The sequence below is a fragment of the Bacillus sonorensis NBRC 101234 = KCTC 13918 genome (assembly GCF_001592005.1).
In the GTDB taxonomy this organism is placed as follows: domain Bacteria; phylum Bacillota; class Bacilli; order Bacillales; family Bacillaceae; genus Bacillus; species Bacillus sonorensis.
The window spans coordinates 421211-440770 of sequence record NZ_BCVZ01000001.1 but is presented as its reverse complement, the minus strand read 5'-3'; the positions used below and the strand labels follow the sequence as shown (position 1 = coordinate 440770).

Annotated in this window: 15 protein-coding genes and 2 riboswitches; of the genes, 9 read left to right on the top strand and 6 right to left on the bottom strand. The window is 47.3% G+C overall.

Features of this window, described 5'->3' with window-relative positions; translation table 11 throughout:
• Positions 1-112 precede the first annotated feature (112 nt).
• Complete coding sequence (locus BTR1S_RS02110; RefSeq protein WP_197196735.1) at positions 113-862, top strand: DeoR/GlpR family DNA-binding transcription regulator; 750 nt, start codon at positions 113-115, stop codon at positions 860-862.
• Between the two features lie 344 nt (positions 863-1206).
• Here the strand turns inward: BTR1S_RS02110 and BTR1S_RS22685 are convergent, their stop codons facing one another.
• Positions 1207-1365: a hypothetical protein gene (locus BTR1S_RS22685; RefSeq protein ID WP_006639670.1), complete on the bottom strand. Its 159-nt coding sequence runs from the start codon at positions 1363-1365 to the stop codon at positions 1207-1209.
• 186 nt (positions 1366-1551) lie between these two features.
• Positions 1552-1657, top strand: a riboswitch (TPP riboswitch).
• Between the two features lie 106 nt (positions 1658-1763).
• Here BTR1S_RS22685 and tenA point away from each other — a divergent pair.
• The 7 genes from tenA to BTR1S_RS02075 all read left to right on the top strand — a co-directional run bounded on the left by tenA (position 1764) and on the right by BTR1S_RS02075 (position 9860).
• A complete protein-coding gene (gene tenA / locus BTR1S_RS02105; RefSeq protein ID WP_006639669.1) occupies positions 1764-2450 on the top strand; it encodes a thiaminase II in 687 nt (228 codons plus the stop codon).
• Entirely contained in the window at positions 2447-3046 is a 600-nt protein-coding gene (locus BTR1S_RS02100; protein WP_006639668.1) for an ECF transporter S component, read from the top strand. The genes tenA and BTR1S_RS02100 overlap by 4 nt, the downstream gene beginning before the upstream one ends.
• Positions 3021-4610, top strand: coding sequence for an ABC transporter ATP-binding protein (locus tag BTR1S_RS02095; RefSeq protein ID WP_029419736.1), 1590 nt, complete (start codon positions 3021-3023; stop codon positions 4608-4610). Before BTR1S_RS02100 ends, BTR1S_RS02095 begins: the two co-directional genes overlap by 26 nt.
• A complete protein-coding gene (locus tag BTR1S_RS02090) occupies positions 4607-5344 on the top strand; it encodes an energy-coupling factor transporter transmembrane component T family protein (protein WP_006639666.1) in 738 nt (245 codons plus the stop codon). The genes BTR1S_RS02095 and BTR1S_RS02090 overlap by 4 nt, the downstream gene beginning before the upstream one ends.
• Before the next feature lie 205 nt (positions 5345-5549).
• Positions 5550-6383, top strand: a complete 834-nt coding sequence (licT, locus tag BTR1S_RS02085) for a BglG family transcription antiterminator LicT (RefSeq protein ID WP_029419735.1) — start codon at positions 5550-5552, stop codon at positions 6381-6383.
• A gap of 212 nt (positions 6384-6595) precedes the next feature.
• Complete coding sequence (locus tag BTR1S_RS02080) at positions 6596-8428, top strand: beta-glucoside-specific PTS transporter subunit IIABC (protein ID WP_034326764.1); 1833 nt, start codon at positions 6596-6598, stop codon at positions 8426-8428.
• A gap of 13 nt (positions 8429-8441) precedes the next feature.
• A complete protein-coding gene (locus BTR1S_RS02075) occupies positions 8442-9860 on the top strand; it encodes a glycoside hydrolase family 1 protein (RefSeq protein WP_006639663.1) in 1419 nt (472 codons plus the stop codon).
• A gap of 42 nt (positions 9861-9902) precedes the next feature.
• Here the strand turns inward: BTR1S_RS02075 and citH are convergent, their stop codons facing one another.
• On the bottom strand, positions 9903-11207 hold the full coding sequence (gene citH, locus BTR1S_RS02070; protein ID WP_006639662.1) for a citrate transporter CitH: 1305 nt from the start codon (positions 11205-11207) through the stop codon (positions 9903-9905).
• Between the two features lie 445 nt (positions 11208-11652).
• Here citH and BTR1S_RS02065 point away from each other — a divergent pair, with 445 nt between their 5' ends.
• Entirely contained in the window at positions 11653-13731 is a 2079-nt protein-coding gene (locus tag BTR1S_RS02065) for a catalase (RefSeq protein WP_029419734.1), read from the top strand.
• 41 nt (positions 13732-13772) lie between these two features.
• On the opposite strand, the gene BTR1S_RS02060 is transcribed toward BTR1S_RS02065, so the two are convergent.
• The 4 genes from BTR1S_RS02060 to BTR1S_RS02045 all read right to left on the bottom strand — a co-directional run bounded on the left by BTR1S_RS02060 (position 13773) and on the right by BTR1S_RS02045 (position 19542).
• Positions 13773-14969 carry a nucleoside transporter C-terminal domain-containing protein gene (locus tag BTR1S_RS02060; RefSeq protein WP_006639660.1) on the bottom strand — a complete coding sequence of 399 codons (1197 nt, stop codon included), beginning with the start codon at positions 14967-14969 and terminating at the stop codon, positions 13773-13775.
• A gap of 129 nt (positions 14970-15098) precedes the next feature.
• Positions 15099-15200, bottom strand: a riboswitch (purine riboswitch).
• A gap of 104 nt (positions 15201-15304) precedes the next feature.
• Positions 15305-16309 (bottom strand): UDP-glucose 4-epimerase GalE, encoded by a 1005-nt coding sequence (gene galE / locus BTR1S_RS02055; protein WP_029419733.1) that lies wholly within the window; start codon positions 16307-16309, stop codon positions 15305-15307.
• 30 nt (positions 16310-16339) lie between these two features.
• Entirely contained in the window at positions 16340-17338 is a 999-nt protein-coding gene (locus BTR1S_RS02050; protein WP_006639658.1) for a glycosyltransferase family 2 protein, read from the bottom strand.
• Positions 17338-19542, bottom strand: a complete 2205-nt coding sequence (locus BTR1S_RS02045; RefSeq protein ID WP_029419731.1) for a glycosyltransferase family 39 protein — start codon at positions 19540-19542, stop codon at positions 17338-17340. Before BTR1S_RS02045 ends, BTR1S_RS02050 begins: the two co-directional genes overlap by 1 nt.
• Positions 19543-19560 lie beyond the last annotated feature (18 nt).

Below are 19560 nucleotides of genomic sequence, written 5' to 3'. Positions count from 1 at the left end.
AGAGCTAGCAAGCAAGCGTTAGACCTAATGTTTCGAGCGATTCCCATAGGTTGACATTGCTAAATAATTTATGTACATTGCAAGTAATAAAGTCAGTAATGAAGGAGTCAAAATGATTAAAGAAGAGAGATATCGGGCCATTCTTTCAATGCTGGATAAAAATCAGACAGTGGAAGTTGCAGAACTGGCAAAACAACTTGATGTAACAGAAATGACCATCCGCAGAGATTTGCAAGCGTTGGAAAACGAAGGGCTGCTCGTCCGTGTTCACGGCGGCGCCAAAAAAAGAGATTCCCATTACATAGAATTATCGCATCATCAAAAACGAGACATTAATGTTGAATTGAAAAAACATATCGGCAAGATTTGTGCGGATATAATCTCTGATTATGATACCGTTTTTATCGGTTCTGGTACGACCAGTGATTTTATCTTTGATTATTTGGGTGATAAGCATGTGAATGTTGTAACGAATTCGATCAATGTGTTCCAACGTGTTCAAAACATGCCGAACATCGATATTATTTTAACTGGCGGTCGTTATCGAAAAAAAACCGGAACTTTTTATGGGTACTTTGCGAACAGATTATTAACTGATATTAAAGTAAAAAAGGCTTTTATTGGTACGAATGGGATTTCCGGTACAAATATAACCACAGCTAATGAAGAGGAAGGCTATGGTTTGCAAATCGTGCTAAATAATGCAATTGAACGTTATATCCTTGCTGATAGTACGAAATTTACCATAGAGGCCTTTTTTACCTTTTATGATGTGAAAGACATAACAGGCATTATTACTGACAATCATATTAATCCGCATGTAGAGGCGTATTATAGCAAATATGCCAAAATGATAAAATGAATCCGAACAGATGATCATCATCTTTTTGCTCAGGAGCATGGAAAACTCTCTTCCTCATCATCGGAGCCGCCCTTTTTTAACAGTTTTCTTCCGCAGAGCGAGAGATAAGGTTGCGAACATTGAAGATGGCGGCTGTTTCACGGATAGATTACCTCTAGGCTATTGTTGCAGCATCCCTCCGAGATATTGATATCTACGAATCTATACATGAATGGCGCATGGCAAGACACCGTCGCATGAATCCCTTCAACATTCAAATTTAGCGGTAAAAAACTGCACTCCCGCTTAGAAGGTCTCTAACGATTGGAGTGCAGTTCGATTTAACACTCAGATTGGAGTGGCATTTAACAGTTGGTATCATTGGAAGGGGCAGTCAAAGGATGTTCCCGAAGTACAACCAGTTTCTGATGAGCTTTGCCGCTTTTCTTTGCCGGGCGGTTGTCTTTGCTGAAAGAGTAGAACAAATACACAGCCAGTGTCAAAATCAAGATAAACATCATCATATCGATCCCCTCCAAATAAAATTTGTTTTCTATATATTAGACGGATAAGCGCCCAAAAGGTTTCAGAAAATTTATAATTTTTATACAAAAATCGCAAACTTCTTTAAAACTTCATGTGCCCAGGCTTAAAGAAAGCAAGGTTGACATGATGTTCATTGATGTGTAGAGTAAAAGTTAATGTAATAGGAAGTCCACTAGGGGAGCCATAAAGCTGGCTGAGACAAGAGGTGATCTTGGACCCTTCGAACCTGATCTAGTTCATACTAGCGTAGGGAAGTGGAGTCGGTTTCTTTATGAGTTCATCATGCAAGCCGCTCCATTTTGGGGCGGCTTTTTTGTATAAGAGGCCGCTTTCCCCCTTGTGCCTTCCCCTATCAGAATGAAGGAGGCTATCGATAATGAGTTTTTCAGCAGAACTTCGCCGTGAGGCAGATCCTATCTTTGAAGCAATTTTTCAGCATCCTTTCGTAAAAGGCCTGGCGTCAGGCGATCTGAAAAAGGAGCAGCTGATCCATTATGTTAAACAGGATTTTGAGTATTTGAATTCCTTTGTTCAAATCTATGGAATCGCGATTTCCAAATGCCAAAACCGCGAAGACATGGAGCTGTTCCATCAGCAGATTTCTTTTGTATTGAACAGCGAGGTGCATCCTCACAACAATCTTTGCCGGGTTGCAGGCGTGGCATATGAAGAGCTGCAAGGCTATCCCCTTGCACCATCGGCCCATCATTATATCCGTCATATGCTGACGGCGGCGCACGAAGGCACGCTCGGAGACATTTTAGCCGTTTTGCTTCCGTGTCCGTGGACATATTGGGAAATCGGCAAAAAGTTGCTGAAAGAGGTGCAGCCTGATCCGTCGCATCCATTTTATGACTGGATCCATTTTTACGGAGACAGAACCGATTCAATCACGACGGCATTTTGCGCCCGTTTGGATGAATGGGCGAAAGAGGCCCGCCAGACAGAAAAAGAGAACATGAAGGAGCTCTTTTTGTTAAGCTGCCAGCTCGAATATCAGTTTTGGGAGATGGCCTATACAGTTGAAGACTGGCCGGTTGAAATGGAGTCGGTGAGACGATGAACTGGAATATAAAAGAAGTGGTGATGACGGTTATATTGTCGGTCGCTTGCGGTGTCATTTATTTAGGCTGGTCTACGCTGTGGATTCCGGTCTCGGCGATTGTCGGGCCTGTGGGGGCAAACTTTATGTTTGGCATATGGGTGATTGCCAGCCCGATCGTTGCCTATATCATCCGCAAACCGGGAGCGGCGCTGATTGCCGAGACGGCAGCGGCGTCGGTTGAACTGCTGACAGGCAGCCATTTCGGGTTATCGGCGTTGTTAATCGGCGTGTTTCAGGGGGCCGGGGCGGAAATCGCTTTTGCCATCTTTCGCTATAAGCGCTATAACTTGTTTACACTCATGCTTTCCGGAGCGCTCGCGGCGTGTGGCAGCATGGCTTACAGTCTGATGGCAAACGGTTTTGGCTACTACACCACGCAAACGCTGATTCTCACATTTGTCATTCAAGTCATCAGCGGAATGATCCTGGGCGGCTGGCTTGCCAAAGCGGTGGTCGGGGCGCTTGCGAAAACAGGAGTTCTTGACCAGTATGACATGATGAAGGAACATCGGAAAAAGGATGAATCAAATGAATTCATATCTAGGATGCAGTAATCTTTCCGTACGCTTTTACCACCGTTCAGAAACGATCTTGGACCGTGTGAGCTTATCGATTGATAAAGGGGAGAAAGTGTTGATTCTCGGGCCGAGCGGAAGCGGAAAATCAACGTTGATTTCGGCGCTTTCCGGCATTATTCCCGATCACATTGAAGCTGAAGTCAGCGGCGAGGTAAATCGCAGGAAGAGTACGGGCGTGATGTTTCAGGATCCGGATTCGCAGTTTTGCATGCTTCATGTCGATGAAGAAATTGCCTTCAGTCTTGAGAACCGCTGTATTCCCCGCGAGGAAATGGATCAGATGATCTCCTCATTCATGGAGCAGGTCGGGCTGAATATCGACAAGAAAACGCCGATTGAGGCATTGTCAGGCGGCATGAAGCAGCGGCTTGCTCTAGCTTGCCTTTTGGCGCTTGAACCGGAGGTGCTGTTTTTTGACGAGCCGACTGCACAGCTTGATCCGGCAAGCCGGAAAGACATATTTGCCCTATTGAAAGACGTCTCTGAAACAACCGGGCAGACGATGGTGTTTGTCGAGCATGTATTGGACGGCTGCATCGAATGGATGGACCGCGTCATCCTTTTAAGCGAAAACGGCCGAATCATCGGTGATGGAATACCGGAGGATATCCTCCGGCGTTTTCAGCGGCAAATGAAAGAGGCCGGCATTTGGCAGCCGAAGCTTTATCCGGCGGTATGGGAAGAAGTCGTTGAAGATGAGAACCACCCGCTTGCCGCCAAGCTCTCTGCCAAACTGAAAATAAAAGAGCTGTCGGAAAAAAACGGGACCCCGGACAGCGGGCCGTTGATCCGCACTGAAGATGCCGCGATCGGCTATCGCAAAAAAACCGTCGCAGACGGCATCAATCTTCAGATTCAAAAAGGCGCGTGGGTATCAGTCATCGGAAAGAACGGCAGCGGAAAAAGCACTTTTCTAAAAAGCTTGATTCGCTTAGAAGCCGTGAAAAAAGGCCGGATTTATGTGGAGGACCGCGAGCTGAAAAAATGGTCTGACAAGGCGCTGTATGACAAAGCGGGCTTTGTTTTTCAAAATCCGGAACTTCAATTTATTCAGGATACGGTCTTTGAGGAAATCGCGTTCGGCGCGAGACAGAGACATTGGCCGGAAGAACAAATCAAGAGAAAAACGTCGGAGCTGCTAACTGAATTCGGCCTTGCCTCCCACGCCAAGGTCCACCCTTTTACATTAAGCCTCGGGCAGAAACGGCGCCTGAGCGTGGCGACGATGCTTTTGTTTGATCAGGATGTGCTTTTGCTGGATGAACCGACATTCGGCCAGGATCAAAAAACCGCCGGTGAGCTGATCAAACGGTTAAAAGAGCGGCAGGAACGGGGGACGACCATCATCATGGTTACCCATGATATGGATATTGTTGATCAGCATTCTGATCAGGTCATCGTGTTTCATCATGGAAAAGCAGCATATCAAGGAACGCCGTACCGGTTATTTTCCGATGAACGCCTTGTCCGGCAGTTCTCCATCATTCCGCCGCTTCACTATGAGCTGATGCATGCCAGAAAAAAGAAGGTGCTTGTATGAAAAGCAATCATTCATACCTTTCAACATTGAATCCCGCCGGAAAGCTCTTTACCCATCTCTTGGTCATGTGTATGTTAATGGCTGTATCAAATCCGGAAGCGACCTTTTTCATTTGGCTCCTCGCGGTTTTTATCGGAATCGTGTTCGGCGGCTGGACACTAGCATATCTGCTGAAGCGTCTTTTGCCTTATTTTATTTTTTTCATTCTCGTATGTTGGATGATGGCCGCTTTTGGGAAAGGCGAGGAAACGCTTTGGGAATGGGCCTGGTTTCACGTGACGACAGAGAGTCTGACAAATGGGCTGACCATCGCTTTGCGGATGCTGGGATTTGTCACTTACGGGCTTCTGTTTACATCCACTACAGATTTAACAAAGTTCATCATGAGCTTGATCCATCAATGCAGGCTGTCGCCAAAATGGGCGTATGGACTGTTGGCCGGCTTCCGGTTTGTTCCGCTGTTTCAATCGGAGCTTTCGCAGATGAAAGCTGCGCATAAAATCAGGGGCTACAAACAAAAAAACAGCTGGAAGGCCTTTATCCGATATTCTTTGCCGTTATTTTCGCAAGGCATCCGCAAATCCGAAAGAATAGCGATTGCCATGGAAGCGCGCGGTTTCACAGGTACAAGGAACCGGACGTATTATCAAACGACCCGGCTTGAAGTAAAAGATATCATATATGGATTCGCATTGCTTATCGCTGTGCTGGGAATCCTGGCCGCGTCATCATAACTTTGTTTGTGGAATAAATATACATTTATAAGAGCCGCTCACGGCTCTTTTTTAGTATTTTGGACAAATGGAAGAATAGAAAAGTCTGGAACAATTGACTTAAATATATTGACCCGGACAAAAAAGGTTGTACAATCAATGTGTAACCTATGAAAAAAGAAATATATATCATTCCCTTATTTTAAAAAATCGGAGGGTGCGACGGGTGAAAATAGCCAAGGTGATCAACAATAATGTGATCAGTGTTTTAAACGAACGGGGTCAGGAACTAGTGGTCATGGGCAGGGGAATCGCTTTTCAGAAAAAGCCGGGCGAAATGGTCGATGAATCAAGGATTGAAAAAATTTTCAGGCTCGATAATAAAGACATCTCCGACAGATTTAAAACGCTTTTGGATGAAATACCGATCGAATTTATGGAGGTATCTGAGGAAATTATCAGCTTTGCGAAAATGCGGCTTGGAAAAAAGCTGAATGACAGCATTTATGTGTCGCTGACCGATCATATCCATTTTGCCATTGAAAGGCATAAAAAGGGCTTGGATATCAAAAACGCGTTGCTTTGGGAAACGAAACGCCTTTACAGAGATGAGTATTCCATCGGCAAAGAGGCGCTTGACATGATTAAACATAAAACGGGTGTTGAGCTGCCGGAAGATGAAGCCGCTTTTATCGCGCTTCATATCGTAAACGCCGAGCTGAATGAAGAAATGCCGAACATCGTCAATATCACAAAAGTGATGCAGGAGATCTTGAATCTCGTGAAATACCACTTTCATATCGATTTTGACGAAGAGTCGCTCCATTATTACCGGTTTATTACGCATTTGAAATTTTTCGCGCAGCGGCTGTTCAGCGGGTCCTATATGGAAAGCAAGGATGACTTTCTATTTGATACCGTCAAAAATAAGTACCGGGAAGCCTATGGATGTACAAATAAAATCAGGCAGTACATTCAAAAGGAGTACGGCCAGGAGCTGACAAGCGAAGAACTGCTGTACTTGACCATTCATATTGAAAGGGTTGTTCACCAAACATGAACGTCATATTCAAAAAATGAAAGCGTTGACAATTGGTTGAATGTATGCTAATTTGAATATAAACAACACCACCATTTATTTTAGGATTGTTACTGATGATGCAGGCAAAACCTAAATTGCTATGGAACGGAGCAAGTCTCTTTTCATAGTGATTTGGGTTTTTTATTTTTCTATAGATACATAGGTTCCAATGGGATGGGGGATGAACACGGATGGATTTTCAGTCATTAGCCAACAACATTTTGACTCATATCGGAGGGGAAAACAATATCGTTTCTTTCGTCCATTGTGCAACAAGGCTGCGCTTTCAGCTGAAGGACCGCACAAAGGCGGACAAGGAAGCGCTTGAAGAGATCGACGGGGTGGTGACGGTTGTCGAGAGCGGAGGGCAGTTCCAAGTGGTGATCGGCAACCACGTCCCCGAAGTCTATAAAGAGATAGTCCGCATAACCAATGGCCGGGAAGACTCGGCGCCCGGCGGGAGCCGGCAAGAAAAGGGGAATCTGGCCGGGAGACTGGTCGATATTGTATCGAGCATCTTCACGCCGCTGCTCGGCGTCATGGCGGGAGCGGGGATTTTAAAAGGATTGCTTTTGATATGCACAAACACCGGCTGGCTCAATGCCAAAGAGACGACATATACGATTTTATACGCGGCGGCCGATAGTTTATTTTACTTTCTGCCTTTATTATTAGCCGTCACAGCCGCGAAGAAATTCGGAGCGAACATCTTTGTGGCCCTTACGATCGCAGGGGCGCTGATTTACCCGACGATCATTGAATTGAAAAACAGCGGCGCAGACACGTCATTTTTCGGCATCCCTGTTGTCTTGATGAATTATACGTCAACCGTCATACCAATCATTCTTGCCGTATTCGTACTGAGCTATCTCGAAACATTTTGTATGCGCTTCATTCATGAGAGTGTCAAAAACTTTATCACCCCTTTAATCGGGTTAGTGGTGATGGTCCCGTTAACACTGATCGTCTTCGGACCGCTCGGGGTTTATACCGGAAACGGCATCGCGGCGGCGATCCTGTCGATTTTTGATGTCAGTCCGATTGTGGCGGGGGCGGTCATTGCGGCGTTGTGGCAAATCCTTGTCATCTTCGGGATTCATTGGGGTATTGTCCCGGTCATTCTCAACAATATTGCCGTCCATGGAAAAGATTATATTAAACCGGCGACGGCGGCTGCCGTTTTTGCCCAAACAGGGGCCGCCTTTGGCGTGATGCTGAAGACGAAAAACAAGAAGCTGAAGGCCTTGGCGGGATCGGCCGCGGTGACGGGAATATTCGGGATCACAGAACCGGCTGTTTACGGAGTGACCCTCAGGCTCAAAAAGCCGTTTGTATGCGGTGTCATCAGCGCGGCGGCGGGCGGAGCCATTATCGGCTATTCCCACAGCATCGCGATCGCCTCGGGCGCACCGGGCCTGCTGACCATTCCGATTTTTTACGGGCCGGGTTTTCTCGGGTTTATCATCGGAATTTCCGTCTCTTTCGTATTATCGATTGTGCTTACGTACATCATCGGCTTCGATGATCCGGTCGATGAGAAACAGATGCAGACGGAGATAAGCTCCGGAGAGCAGATATACAGCCCGTTGCAAGGAGATGTGCTTCCATTGTCTGAGGTATCTGATAAAGTCTTTTCATCTGAAGCGCTCGGCAAAGGCATCGCGGTCCTGCCGACAAAAGGCGTTGTCACAGCTCCGGCGGACGGCGTTGTCTCAACGGCATTTCCGACGGGGCATGCGTATGGCATTACAACTGAACATCAAGCCGACATCCTCATTCATATCGGGGTGGACACCGTAAAATTGGAAGGGAAGCATTTTGATCGAAAAGTGGTGCAAGGGCAAACCGTGAAACGGGGTGATATTCTCGCAGAATTTGATATAGAAGCTTTGAAAACAGAAGGATTTGACGTGAAAACGCCTATCGTCGTGACGAATTCAGACCTGTACAGCGATGTGATTCTGACCGATCAAAAACAGGTCAATCCGGAGGACTGCATCATCACATTACGATCATCAAAATAGGGAGGAATAGATCATGAAATATAACACGCCGGCCAAATTTCCTGAAGGATTTTTATGGGGGGCATCGACTTCCGCGTATCAGGTAGAAGGCGCCTGGAATGAAGATGGGAAAGGACCGTCTGTTATTGATGCCCGCGAAAGCTATCCTGAAGGAACGACTGATTTTAAAGTTGCCAGCGATCATTATCATCGCTATAAAGAGGACATCGCACTGTTTGCGGAAATGGGGTTTAAAGCTTACCGTTTTTCAATCGCCTGGACACGGATCATTCCGGATGGCGACGGTGACATCAATCTGAAGGGGATTCAATTTTACAGCGATCTGATCGATGAGCTCCTCGCCAATCATATTGAACCGATTGTGACGATGTACCATTTCGACCTGCCGCACGCCTTGCAGAAAAAAGGCGGCTGGTCAAACAGGGCAACGATTGACGCCTTTGAAACATATGCGAAAATCCTGTTTGAAAACTACGGAGACCGCGTGAAATACTGGTTGACCATCAATGAACAAAACATGATGATCCTTCATGGCGCTGCGCTGGGAACGCTTGACCCGAATCTGGAAAATCCGAAAAAAGAGCTGTACCAGCAAAACCACCACATGCTGGTCGCCCAGGCGAAGGCGATCAATCTGTGCCATCAGCTGCTGCCGCAAGCCAAAATCGGGCCGGCGCCCAATATCGCTTTGATTTATCCCGCTTCATCCAAACCGGAGGATGTTGTAGCAGCTTTCAACTACAATGCGATCCGCAACTGGCTTTATTTAGATATGGCCGTCTACGGACGCTATAATACGACCGCATGGGCATATATGAAAGAAAAAGGCTGTACACCGGTCATCGCCGATGGAGACATGGAGATGTTGCGCTCGGCCAAGCCCGACTTTATCGCGTTCAATTACTATACATCGCAAACGGCTGAAGCAAGCAAAAATGATGGACACGATACGGCCGCCCGCGGCGGGGATCAGCATTTGCAGACGGGTGAGGAAGGCGTATACAGGGGAAGCAGCAACCCTCATCTGCAGAAAAATGATTTCGGCTGGGAGATTGATCCTGTGGGCTTCCGCTCCACATTGAGAGAAATCTACGACCGCTACCAGCTGCCGCTGATCGTCACCGAAAACGGCCTCGGAGCGTTTGATCAGCTTGAAGACGGAGATGTCATCAATGATGATTACCGGATCGACTATTTAAAACAGCATATTGAGCAAATTCAATTGGCGTTGACGGACGGCGTCGATGTTTTCGGCTATTCGCCATGGTCGGCGATCGATTTAATCTCGACACACCAAGGATGTTCAAAGCGCTACGGATTTATATATGTGAACCGGGATGAATTTGATTTGAAAGATTTGCGCAGAATCCGCAAAAAAAGCTTCTACTGGTATAAGCAACTGATTGCTTCAAACGGCGAAAACCTGGATTAAGACTCTAAAGCACCCCTTCTTATAAAAGGGGTGCTGTTATTGTTAAAGTGAGATGATGCCGATCAGTACCGCGGCAGCAGTCATCACGATGGTCGTGCCGATCGCCCATTTCAGCGTGAATTTTTGATGGTCGCCCAAAGTGACGCCCACCATTCCGACAAGAAGGTAGGTTGACGGAACAAGCGGACTAAGCAAATGAACGGGCTGCCCTAAAAGTGAAGCCCTGCCGATTTCAGCCGCATCGATGCCGTAATTAGACGCCGCCTCGGCGATAATCGGTAGAACGCCAAAGTAATAGGCGTCATTTGACATGAAGAAGGTAAACGGCATGCTGGTAATCGCCGTAATGACCGGCAAATGAGGCCCCATTGAATCGGGTATGAGTGAAACAAGGGAATTGGCCATGGCGTCAACCATTTTGGTTCCTGTCAGGATTCCCGTAAAAATCCCTGCCGCAAACACCATGGAAACAACGGCCAACGCATTGCCGGCGTGAGCGGAAACGCGGTCCTGCTGCTCTTTAAGCTTAGGGTAGTTGACCATTAAAGCGATGGCAAACGCAGTCATAAACAAAATCGGCAGCGGCAGGAGATTGGTGATTAAAGCAACCATCAAAAGCACGGTCAGCGAAAGGTTGAACCATAGCAGTGCCGGACGTTTAAATGACGGAGCTTCTGAGGCTGCCGAAGTTTCCGATGTTGTTTTGACAGAGGATTGATATTGAATGTCCAGAACGCCGAGTCTTTTGCGTTCCCTTTTGCCGAGAAAATAAGCGACGAAGACGACCCACAAAAATCCTAGCACCATAGCTGGAATCAAAGGTGTAAACACTTCCGATGTGTCAAGCTTAAGGGAAGTCAGCACGCGCGCGGTCGGACCGCCCCATGGAATAATGTTCATCACGCCTGAGCCGAGCATTGCGACCCCGGCCAAAATGAGCGGGTTCATTCCGAGCCGTTTGTAGAGCGGGAGCATGGCCGCAATCGTAATCATGTAAGTCGTTGTGCCATCGCCGTCCAATGAAATCGTCATCGTCAGAATCGCCGTCCCGACGACAATTTTTAACGGATCTCCTTTGACGAATTTCAATATTTGTTTAATAAACGGATCAAACAAGCCGGCGTCTATCATCACGCCAAAATAAAGAATGGCGAACAACAGCATGATTCCTGTCGGGGCAATATCCGTTATCCCCTTCAGCATCATGTCCCCGAGATCTTTGCCGAATCCGCCGATCAGCGCAAAAACAATCGGGACAAGGATCAAGGCGGTCAGAGCGGATACGCGGTTGGACATAATCAAGTACATAAAAACAATAATCATAATAAATCCTAAAATAGACAGCATAAACAGTTCCCCTCCACATGACATTGTAATAAAGTAAGCGCTTTCTTTTGGTCGTTTTTCCTAAAAAGCCCCGAATGCCGGGGCTGATTGGAAACCGGCAGATGTTATGAAAAAAACTTGTTCTAGGAAGAACTGTTTTTTCATTGATAAAGCTCCCAATCTACATGCAGTGCCCTCTAATCAGCTTATGCAGGCTGTTGAACCTGTTGACCGCCTATCTTCCTGCTAAGGCCGGCGGTCGTTCCCGCGCCGCTGAGTTTTTTTAAAATTCAGGAAAGCGTTTTCAAAAAAGAAGAATCATTTTTCTGAATTGTTCGAACAATTAGTTATAATTCTACACAAATATAAACATCTGTCAATTGTTGTAGCTGCACCCCAGTTTAGGAAACTTCACAACAGGGTATATCATAAAACAGCACTCTATAAAAACGGGAGGGAGCTGTCCATGAGTAAAGATGAACGCCGCAAGGTCAATGAACACAGCAAGGATGAGCAGCTTGAACAATTCCGTACCGACAACCGCGGCAAAAAAATGACGACGAATCAAGGTGTGCGCGTGTCTGAGGATGAGCATTCATTAAAAGCGGGTGAACGCGGCCCCACACTGATGGAGGACTTTCACTTTAGGGAAAAAATGACCCATTTTGACCATGAACGAATTCCGGAGCGCGTCGTCCATGCGAGAGGGTTCGGCGTACATGGCTATTTTCAGGTTTACGAGCCGATGACTAAGTATACAAAAGCGAAATTTCTTCAGGACCCTTCTGTTAAAACGCCGGTTTTCGTTCGCTTTTCTACGGTTGCAGGTTCCAGGGGATCAGGTGACACCGTTCGGGATGTCAGAGGTTTTGCCACAAAATTTTATACAGAGGAAGGGAACTATGACCTCGTCGGAAATAACATCCCCGTTTTTTTCATTCAGGATGCGATCAAGTTTCCTGATTTGGTGCATGCTTTTAAACCGGAGCCTCACAATGAGATGCCCCAGGCGTCTACCGCCCATGATACGTTTTGGGATTTTGTCGCCAATAACGAAGAGACCGCTCATATGATCATGTGGGCGATGTCGGACAGAGCGATTCCGCGCAGCTATCGGATGATGGAGGGCTTTGGCGTTCATACTTTCAGGCTTGTAAATGAGCAAGGAAAAGCCCATTTTGTAAAGTTTCATTGGAAGCCGGTGCTTGGCGTTCATTCGCTCGTCTGGGACGAAGCCCAGAAAATAGCCGGCAAGGATCCGGATTTTCACCGCCGTGATCTATGGGAAGCGATTGAAAGAGGAGACGAAGCCGAATTTGAACTTGGTGTGCAGATGATTGATGAAGAGGATGAATTTAAATTTGATTTCGATATTCTCGATCCGACGAAATTATGGCCGGAGGAAATGATTCCCGTCCATATCATCGGCAAGATGACGTTAAATCGCAACCAAGATAACGTCTTTGCGGAAACTGAACAGGCGGCGTTTCACCCGGGCCATGTCGTCCCCGGCATCGATTTTACGAACGATCCGCTTCTTCAAGGCCGGCTTTTTTCATACACTGATACGCAGCTGATCCGATTAGGAGGCCCGAACTTTCATGAAATTCCGATCAACAGGCCGGTCTGTCCGTTTCACAACAACCAGTATGACGGCTATCACCGCATGACGATCAATACGGGTCCTGTCGCATATCATAAAAATTCGCTGCAGCAAAACGATCCCGCCCCTGCTTCAGAGGAGGAAGGCGGATATGTACATTATCAGGAGAAAGTCGAAGGCCGGAAAATTCGCCAGCGCAGCGACAGCTTTAAGGATCACTACTCTCAGGCGAAGCTCTTTTGGAACAGCATGTCGCCGGTCGAAAAAGAACATATTATATCAGCATTTCGATTTGAAGTCGGAAAGGTAAAAAGCAAAGATGTCCGCCGGCAGGTCGTCGAGATGTTCAACAGAGTTGATCACAAACTGGCCAAACAAATTGCCGTAGGTGTGGGGGTAAAACCCCCTGAAAAAGACGAAGGTGCAAAAGTAACGCTCAAATCCCCGGCATTAAGCCAGGAGAACACGATCAAGACGCCGTTGACAAGAACGGTTGCGATTTTGGCAGACACGGGGTTTGATGATGCAGAAGTCAGCCAAGTCATCAAAGCTTTCCGAAAAGCCGGGGTCATTCCGGACATCATCAGCACCGCTTTAGGGATGATCAAAGGTGATAACGGCAAAGAAATCGAAGCGGCCCATACATTGCAGACCGCAGATTCTGTCCTGTATGATGCTGTGTATATTCCGGGTGGAAAAGAAAGCATCGAACGGCTGAAGAAACAAAAAGCGGCTTTAGACTTCATCAATGAAGCTTTCAGCCATTATAAAGCGATCGGAGCCCTAAGTGAAGGGATTGACCTGCTGATGTCCGCGGCAGGAGCACATTCGGTCTCAGAGCCGGGCGTCATAACGGCCGCGAGCGGCAAAGCGATCGACGCATTCAGCAAAGAGCTGATTGAAGCGATCGGTGAGCATCGTCAATGGGAGAGGACCGTATAAAAAAGAGCAGGCGCAAAAGCCTGCTCTTTTTATCACACATATTACCACACAAACAATCCGACAATCGCCGCGCTCAACAGTGAGACGGCAATTCCGCTGACCAGCAGCTTCCAGACGTTTTTGCCGATAACCGCCGATTTTTCTTCTTCTTTAAATAAAGAGTTATATGTTCCGTAGATCATGCCGACGGTGCTGAAATTCGCAAAGGAAACTAAAAATGTCGTTGCGACTGCTGCTGTATGCGGCGAAAGCGCGTGCAGCTGCGTTTTTAAATCCATCATCGCCACAAATTCATTTGTGGCAAGCTTCATGCCCATCAGCTGTGCGACATACATCGTGTCATGCCCTGATAAACCGAGTAAGAACGCGAACGGGCTGAAGATGTAAGAAAAGATTTTTTGAATCGTCAACCCATGCATGATCAGTCCTAAAATGCCGTTTAAGCATGAAGTTAACGCGACATAGCCAATGACCATGGCCAAAATGACAATCACCATATTCATGCCGACCATCATGCTGTTGGAAATCGTAGAGAAGAAATCCTTCTTTTCTTCCTTCGGCGGCACGTAAATGATGTCCTCGTCTTTCTTCACTTCGACCGGGTTTAAAATGCTCGCCAGGATCAATGCGTTTAAACAGTTTAAAGGAATGGCCGTAAACACATATGTGGCCGGAACCATTGCCAAATAAGAGCCGATGATCGATCCGCTGATGCTGCTCATGCTCATGATGCCGAACGTCAATAGCCGGTTTGTTTTTAGCACGGACAATTGCTGACGAATGACGGCCAGCGCTTCCGTGTTGCCCAAAAACATCATTTGAATCGAAAAGAAACTTTCCAATTTAGGCAGCCGGGATACTTTTGAAATGACCCAGCCGATCTTATCGATCAGCCACGTAAGGATGCCGAAATAAGACAGAATGTCAAAGAATGTAACGACAAAAATGATCGGCAGCAAGGCGCTGAAGAAAAAGTCGACCGTCGGATTGCTCATCACGGACGGAAAAGCAAACGCGATGCCGTCTTTCGCGCAGTCTATCAGCCAAGAGAAGAATGAGGCAATGACGTTAATGACCGAGCCGCCAATCTTCGTCCCAAGCATAAACCATGTTACCAATAGTTCAAGCACAAAGAGAGAAAGAATTGGTCTCCACTTTACTTGCTTCTTTTGCGGGGAACATAAAAAAACCACGGACATGACGATGAAAATGCCTAAAATATTAATTAAAAAATACATGATCCCAACTCCCGGAATGTTTTTTGAAAATAAAAAAGCTCTTATTTTTCATAGATTCTGAGAAAACAGAAAGCATGAAAAATAAGAGCAGCCGCAAAATAGATATATCTATGCTATTTTCGATGTTCCAATCTATTCAAACTTTCTTGTAGTCTAGTGATTTACGGTTACTAGGTAGAAACAATCAGACCCTATTACTGATTATATACAAGAATGCTATTTTTTATTTTGACTGTATTTTATCCTGACAACCTATAAAAATCAACCTGAATTTATATTTTCAAAATAATAAATTATTTCAATTGAACAAAAAAGCCGCCTGCTGTCGGCGGCTTTTATCCCTGCTTCTCTTTATAAGACCCATACCCATAGAGGTTGTCGGAATTCCAGTTCCAGGCGTCGCGGATGATGGCAATCAGGCTGTTGTGTTTTGGCTTCCAGCCCAGCTCTTTCCTGGCTCTGACAGAAGAAGCGATCAACGTGTCAGGGGCTGTGCCGCTTCTTTCTGTGTAGCGTGTGTTGATCAGGCTGATGCCTGTGACATATTGTGCGGCCTGTATGACTTGTTCGGCAGAATAGCCCTCGCCATAGCCGATATTGTATGTTCGGCTTTCTTTCCCTTTTCGCAAATGGCTGACAGCAAGCGCATGGGCTTCCGCCAAATCCTGAACATGGACATAGTCGCGGATGTACGTCCCTTCTGCCGCCGCATGATCACTGCATGATAAAGATACAAAAGGTTTTTGTCCAAAAGCGGCGCGAAGAACATGTGAGATGAAATGCTGTTCGCTGTCACGGTCTTCACCGGCCTCTGCAAGAAGTATGCCTCCCACATTGAAGGAGCGAAGAATCACATATTTCAGTCCGTAAGCTTTTTCTGCTTCCATCAGCATGTTCTCCATCATCCATTTTGCTTTTCCATGGGGGTCGACAGGACGGGGCTCGGTTTCTTCCGTAATCGGGATGTCTTTAGCCTGACCGTAGACCGATGCACTTGATGCAAATACGATCTGGCTGACGCCGAATTCCTTCATGACGCCGAGAAGCGTTTCCATACCTGTGATGTTTTCATTAAAGGAAGCAAAAACGCTTTCCGGCTGTGAAGAAATCGGAGCAGCCGCAAAATGCATGACGGTTTCGATGGCCTCGTTTGCCAATACTTGTTTGAGAAAATGCCGGTCTCTGATGTCTCCCTGATAAAACACGGCTTTTGGGTGGACGGCTTCCGCATCCCCTGTCGCCAGAGAATCGACAACGACGACTTTTTCCTTTTTCTCAATTAATGTGTAAACGGCGTGGGAGCCGATATAGCCGGCTCCACCGACAACCAGTATGCTCATCGGAATCTCTCCTTTTGTATCTCCTGTTTGTTACATGATGTGCCGCTGCGGGGCAGCCGCTTGTCTTTGTTCTTCAAATCCGTATTTTCCGTCTATGATATAGAGCGGCCTGTCTTTTACTTCGTCGTAAATGCGTCCGATATACTCGCCCACCGCCCCAAGAATGATCAGGATGAATCCGCTGAACATGCATTGCAGAATAATCATCGATGACCATCCCGTGATGGTGCTGGTCGTGAACAGCTTCATACAGACGACGATAAAGGCGTATATAAAACCGATCGCTGAAAGCACAATTCCGGAGTAGCTTGCCAGTTTTAACGGCTGGAAGGAGAACGATGTAATCCCGTCCAGCGAAAGCTTAAGCATCTTTTTCAGCGGGTACTTCGTTTCGCCGGCGAGCCGTTCGTGGCGTTCATAGTACACGGCCGTCTGTTTGAATCCGAGCCAGCTGACGAGCCCGCGCACAAATGGATTTTTTTCTTTCAGCTTGTTCAGTTCATGGACGACTTTGCGGTCCATGAGCCGGAAATCTCCCGTATCTACCGGGATATCGACATCTGTGAGCCGCCTCAGTATCCGGTAGAACATGGAGGCTGTCTGCTTTTTGAAAAATGTTTCTCCTTCACGCTTCGTCCGAACCGCATAGACAACGTCATAGCCTTCCCGCCATTTTTCCGCCATGTCCAAAATCAGTTCAGGAGGGTCCTGGAGATCGGCGTCAATCACCACGATTGCCTTGCCGGCCGCATAGTCCGTACCGGCCGTAATCGCGATCTGATGGCCGAAGTTTCTTGAGAAATTAATGCACTTTACAGTTGGATCAGACTGAGCCAGCGACTTTAGCATATGAATGCTGTCGTCGCTGGAGCCGTCATTTACAAATATCAGCTCATACGTTTCACCTGTTGAATCCATGACGCTTTTCAGTCTCTCATAGGTGTTGTCGAGTACTTCCGCCTCATTGTAGACGGGGACTACAATTGAAAATGTGACTGGTTTGTTCATATTGATCACCTTTCCTTTCATCAATCTAGCTCCACTTTATAAAGGGTTTGATTTCCGCCAGGTCCCCCCGATTGTGAACTGTCACCTGAAGAAGAGCTGCTGTACTCGCTTTTCTTAATCTCTGTGCCGTGTTTTTTAATCCAGTTGGTGATGTCTGAGTTGTCTTGGCCTCTGCCATTGCCAATCATGAAGTATTTAACCTCTCCGTTTTTGACGAGCTTTTTGAGTTTGTCCACGGTCAGGATCGGATCGCTTCCGGAGAATCCGCCCATCGCCATAACCGCTTTTCCTGTTTTGATTATGTAAGAGGAAGCGGAATTCGCGTTAGAGACCGCGAACAAATACTTTTCCCCAGTATTGTGCTTCTCAAGGTAAGATAAGAGGTCTTTGTCGACTGATTCGCCGCTTCCAGGGCCGCCCCGGCTGCCGTTTGGTCTGCCTTGATCAGTCTTACTTGAGCTGCCTCCGTTCTGGTTTTGGCTGTTTTGATCAGAGCTGGAGTCAGTCGACCTATTATTCCCGCTGTTTGGCTGATTGCCTGTTTGGCCGTCTTGGACTGTTGGGCTGCCAAATCCGGGAGGTCGGCTGCCATTGTTCATCTTGCCGCCGCCCCCGCCAAATGATTGCGCTGATTGAGGTCCTGCCTGCGGAATCATGCCGTTTACCCCGTCAGCGAGGGTTGCCGTTGTCCAGCAGAATGGACCGATCAGCATGCCGAGAAGTGCGGCAAGCGATACATAGTAGCTGAATGGCTTTCCTTTTTTGACAAAGAAGAGAAGACAGCTTGTAATGATTCCGAAAGCTCCGACCAGGATGATCCAAGTGATTCCGATGTCGCTGATATAAGGAATCAGAATATATAATTCAAATGCTGTTGCCAGCAAAATGCCGATTGGCAGCAGCCATTTTTTCCAGCCGCTTTCCTCTTGATAAAGGCGAACGAGCGCCGTCCAGCCCGTACCCGACAATGCGGCAATCGGTGCTGCCAGCATGATCAGATAGTAATGGTGGAAGAATCCGGCGACACTGAAGAATGCAGCGACCGGCAATAGCCACATCGTCCAGAAAATCGTTTCATACGTTGTGTCATTGAATTTTCTTTGACCGCGAAGGCCTGTGATCAGTAAGGCGATAATCCCGAACAGTACAAACGGAATCAGCCAGCTTGCCTGACCTGAAAGCTCAGATTGGAACAATCTCAGCGGCCCCGGTGTGCCTGTGCCGAATGAGCCTGCACCGTTTCGGCCGCCTCCGGGACCGCCGCCGCTTTGAACATCGCCTTGCTGGCCGCCCGGTCCGCTTGAAGGCATCTCGCCGCCGCTTGGCGGAGTCATCTGTCCGTTTGAGGAAGATGAACTGCTGCTAGCCGTGCTGCTTTGCTGCTCTTGGTTCGATTTCTTTTGTGTTTGATCGGAAGCCGCTTTGCCCCCGCCTGCTCCGGACTGTCCCGTCAGACGCTGGACTCCGTTGTAGCCGAAGGCGAGCTCCAGGACAGAGTTCGTCTGGCTGCTTCCGATATAAGGCCGCGAGCTTTCCGGCTGGCTGTCAACGACGACTGCCCATGATACGGAAACCGCCGCAAGAACGATGACCGATGTAATCAGAGACACAATTTTTTTGCGAATCGTCGTCTTTGCTGCAATCAGATAAAACAGCATAAATGCAGGTAACACCATGTATGCTTGCAGCATCTTGACGTTAAAGCCGACGCCGACCATGAAGAAGGATGCGAGCAGCCACGATATTTTTCCTGTGCGGACGGCTTTAAACAGCATCCATGTTGCAATCATCAAACAAAGGACGAGAATGCTGTCGACGTTGTTTGTGTGGCTGACAGCGACGGCAATCGGTGTACACGCCATAACGAGTGCGGAAATTCTTGCTGCCGTTTTTCCAAAAGTAGGTTTTACAATGAAGTAGAGCAGTGCTACGGAAATGACTTCCGCAATTCCTTCGGGAAGCACGACGCTCCAGCCGTGCACGCCGAACACAAGCGCGAAAAGCGTCTGTACCCATAGTGCGACCGGCGGTTTATCGACGGTTACAAAACCTCCCGGATCAAAAGAAGCGTAAAAGAAGTTGTGAAAGCTTTGCGTCATACTCGTAACGGCTGCTGTGTAGTAGGCGTTGTCTGTATCGCTGTTCCAGATGCCGTACAGGTTGAGCGCTGCGGATAATAAGAGAATGAGAACTAGGAATATATCAATTTTCCTTTTCTTTATCATGATTCGATCACCTCACTA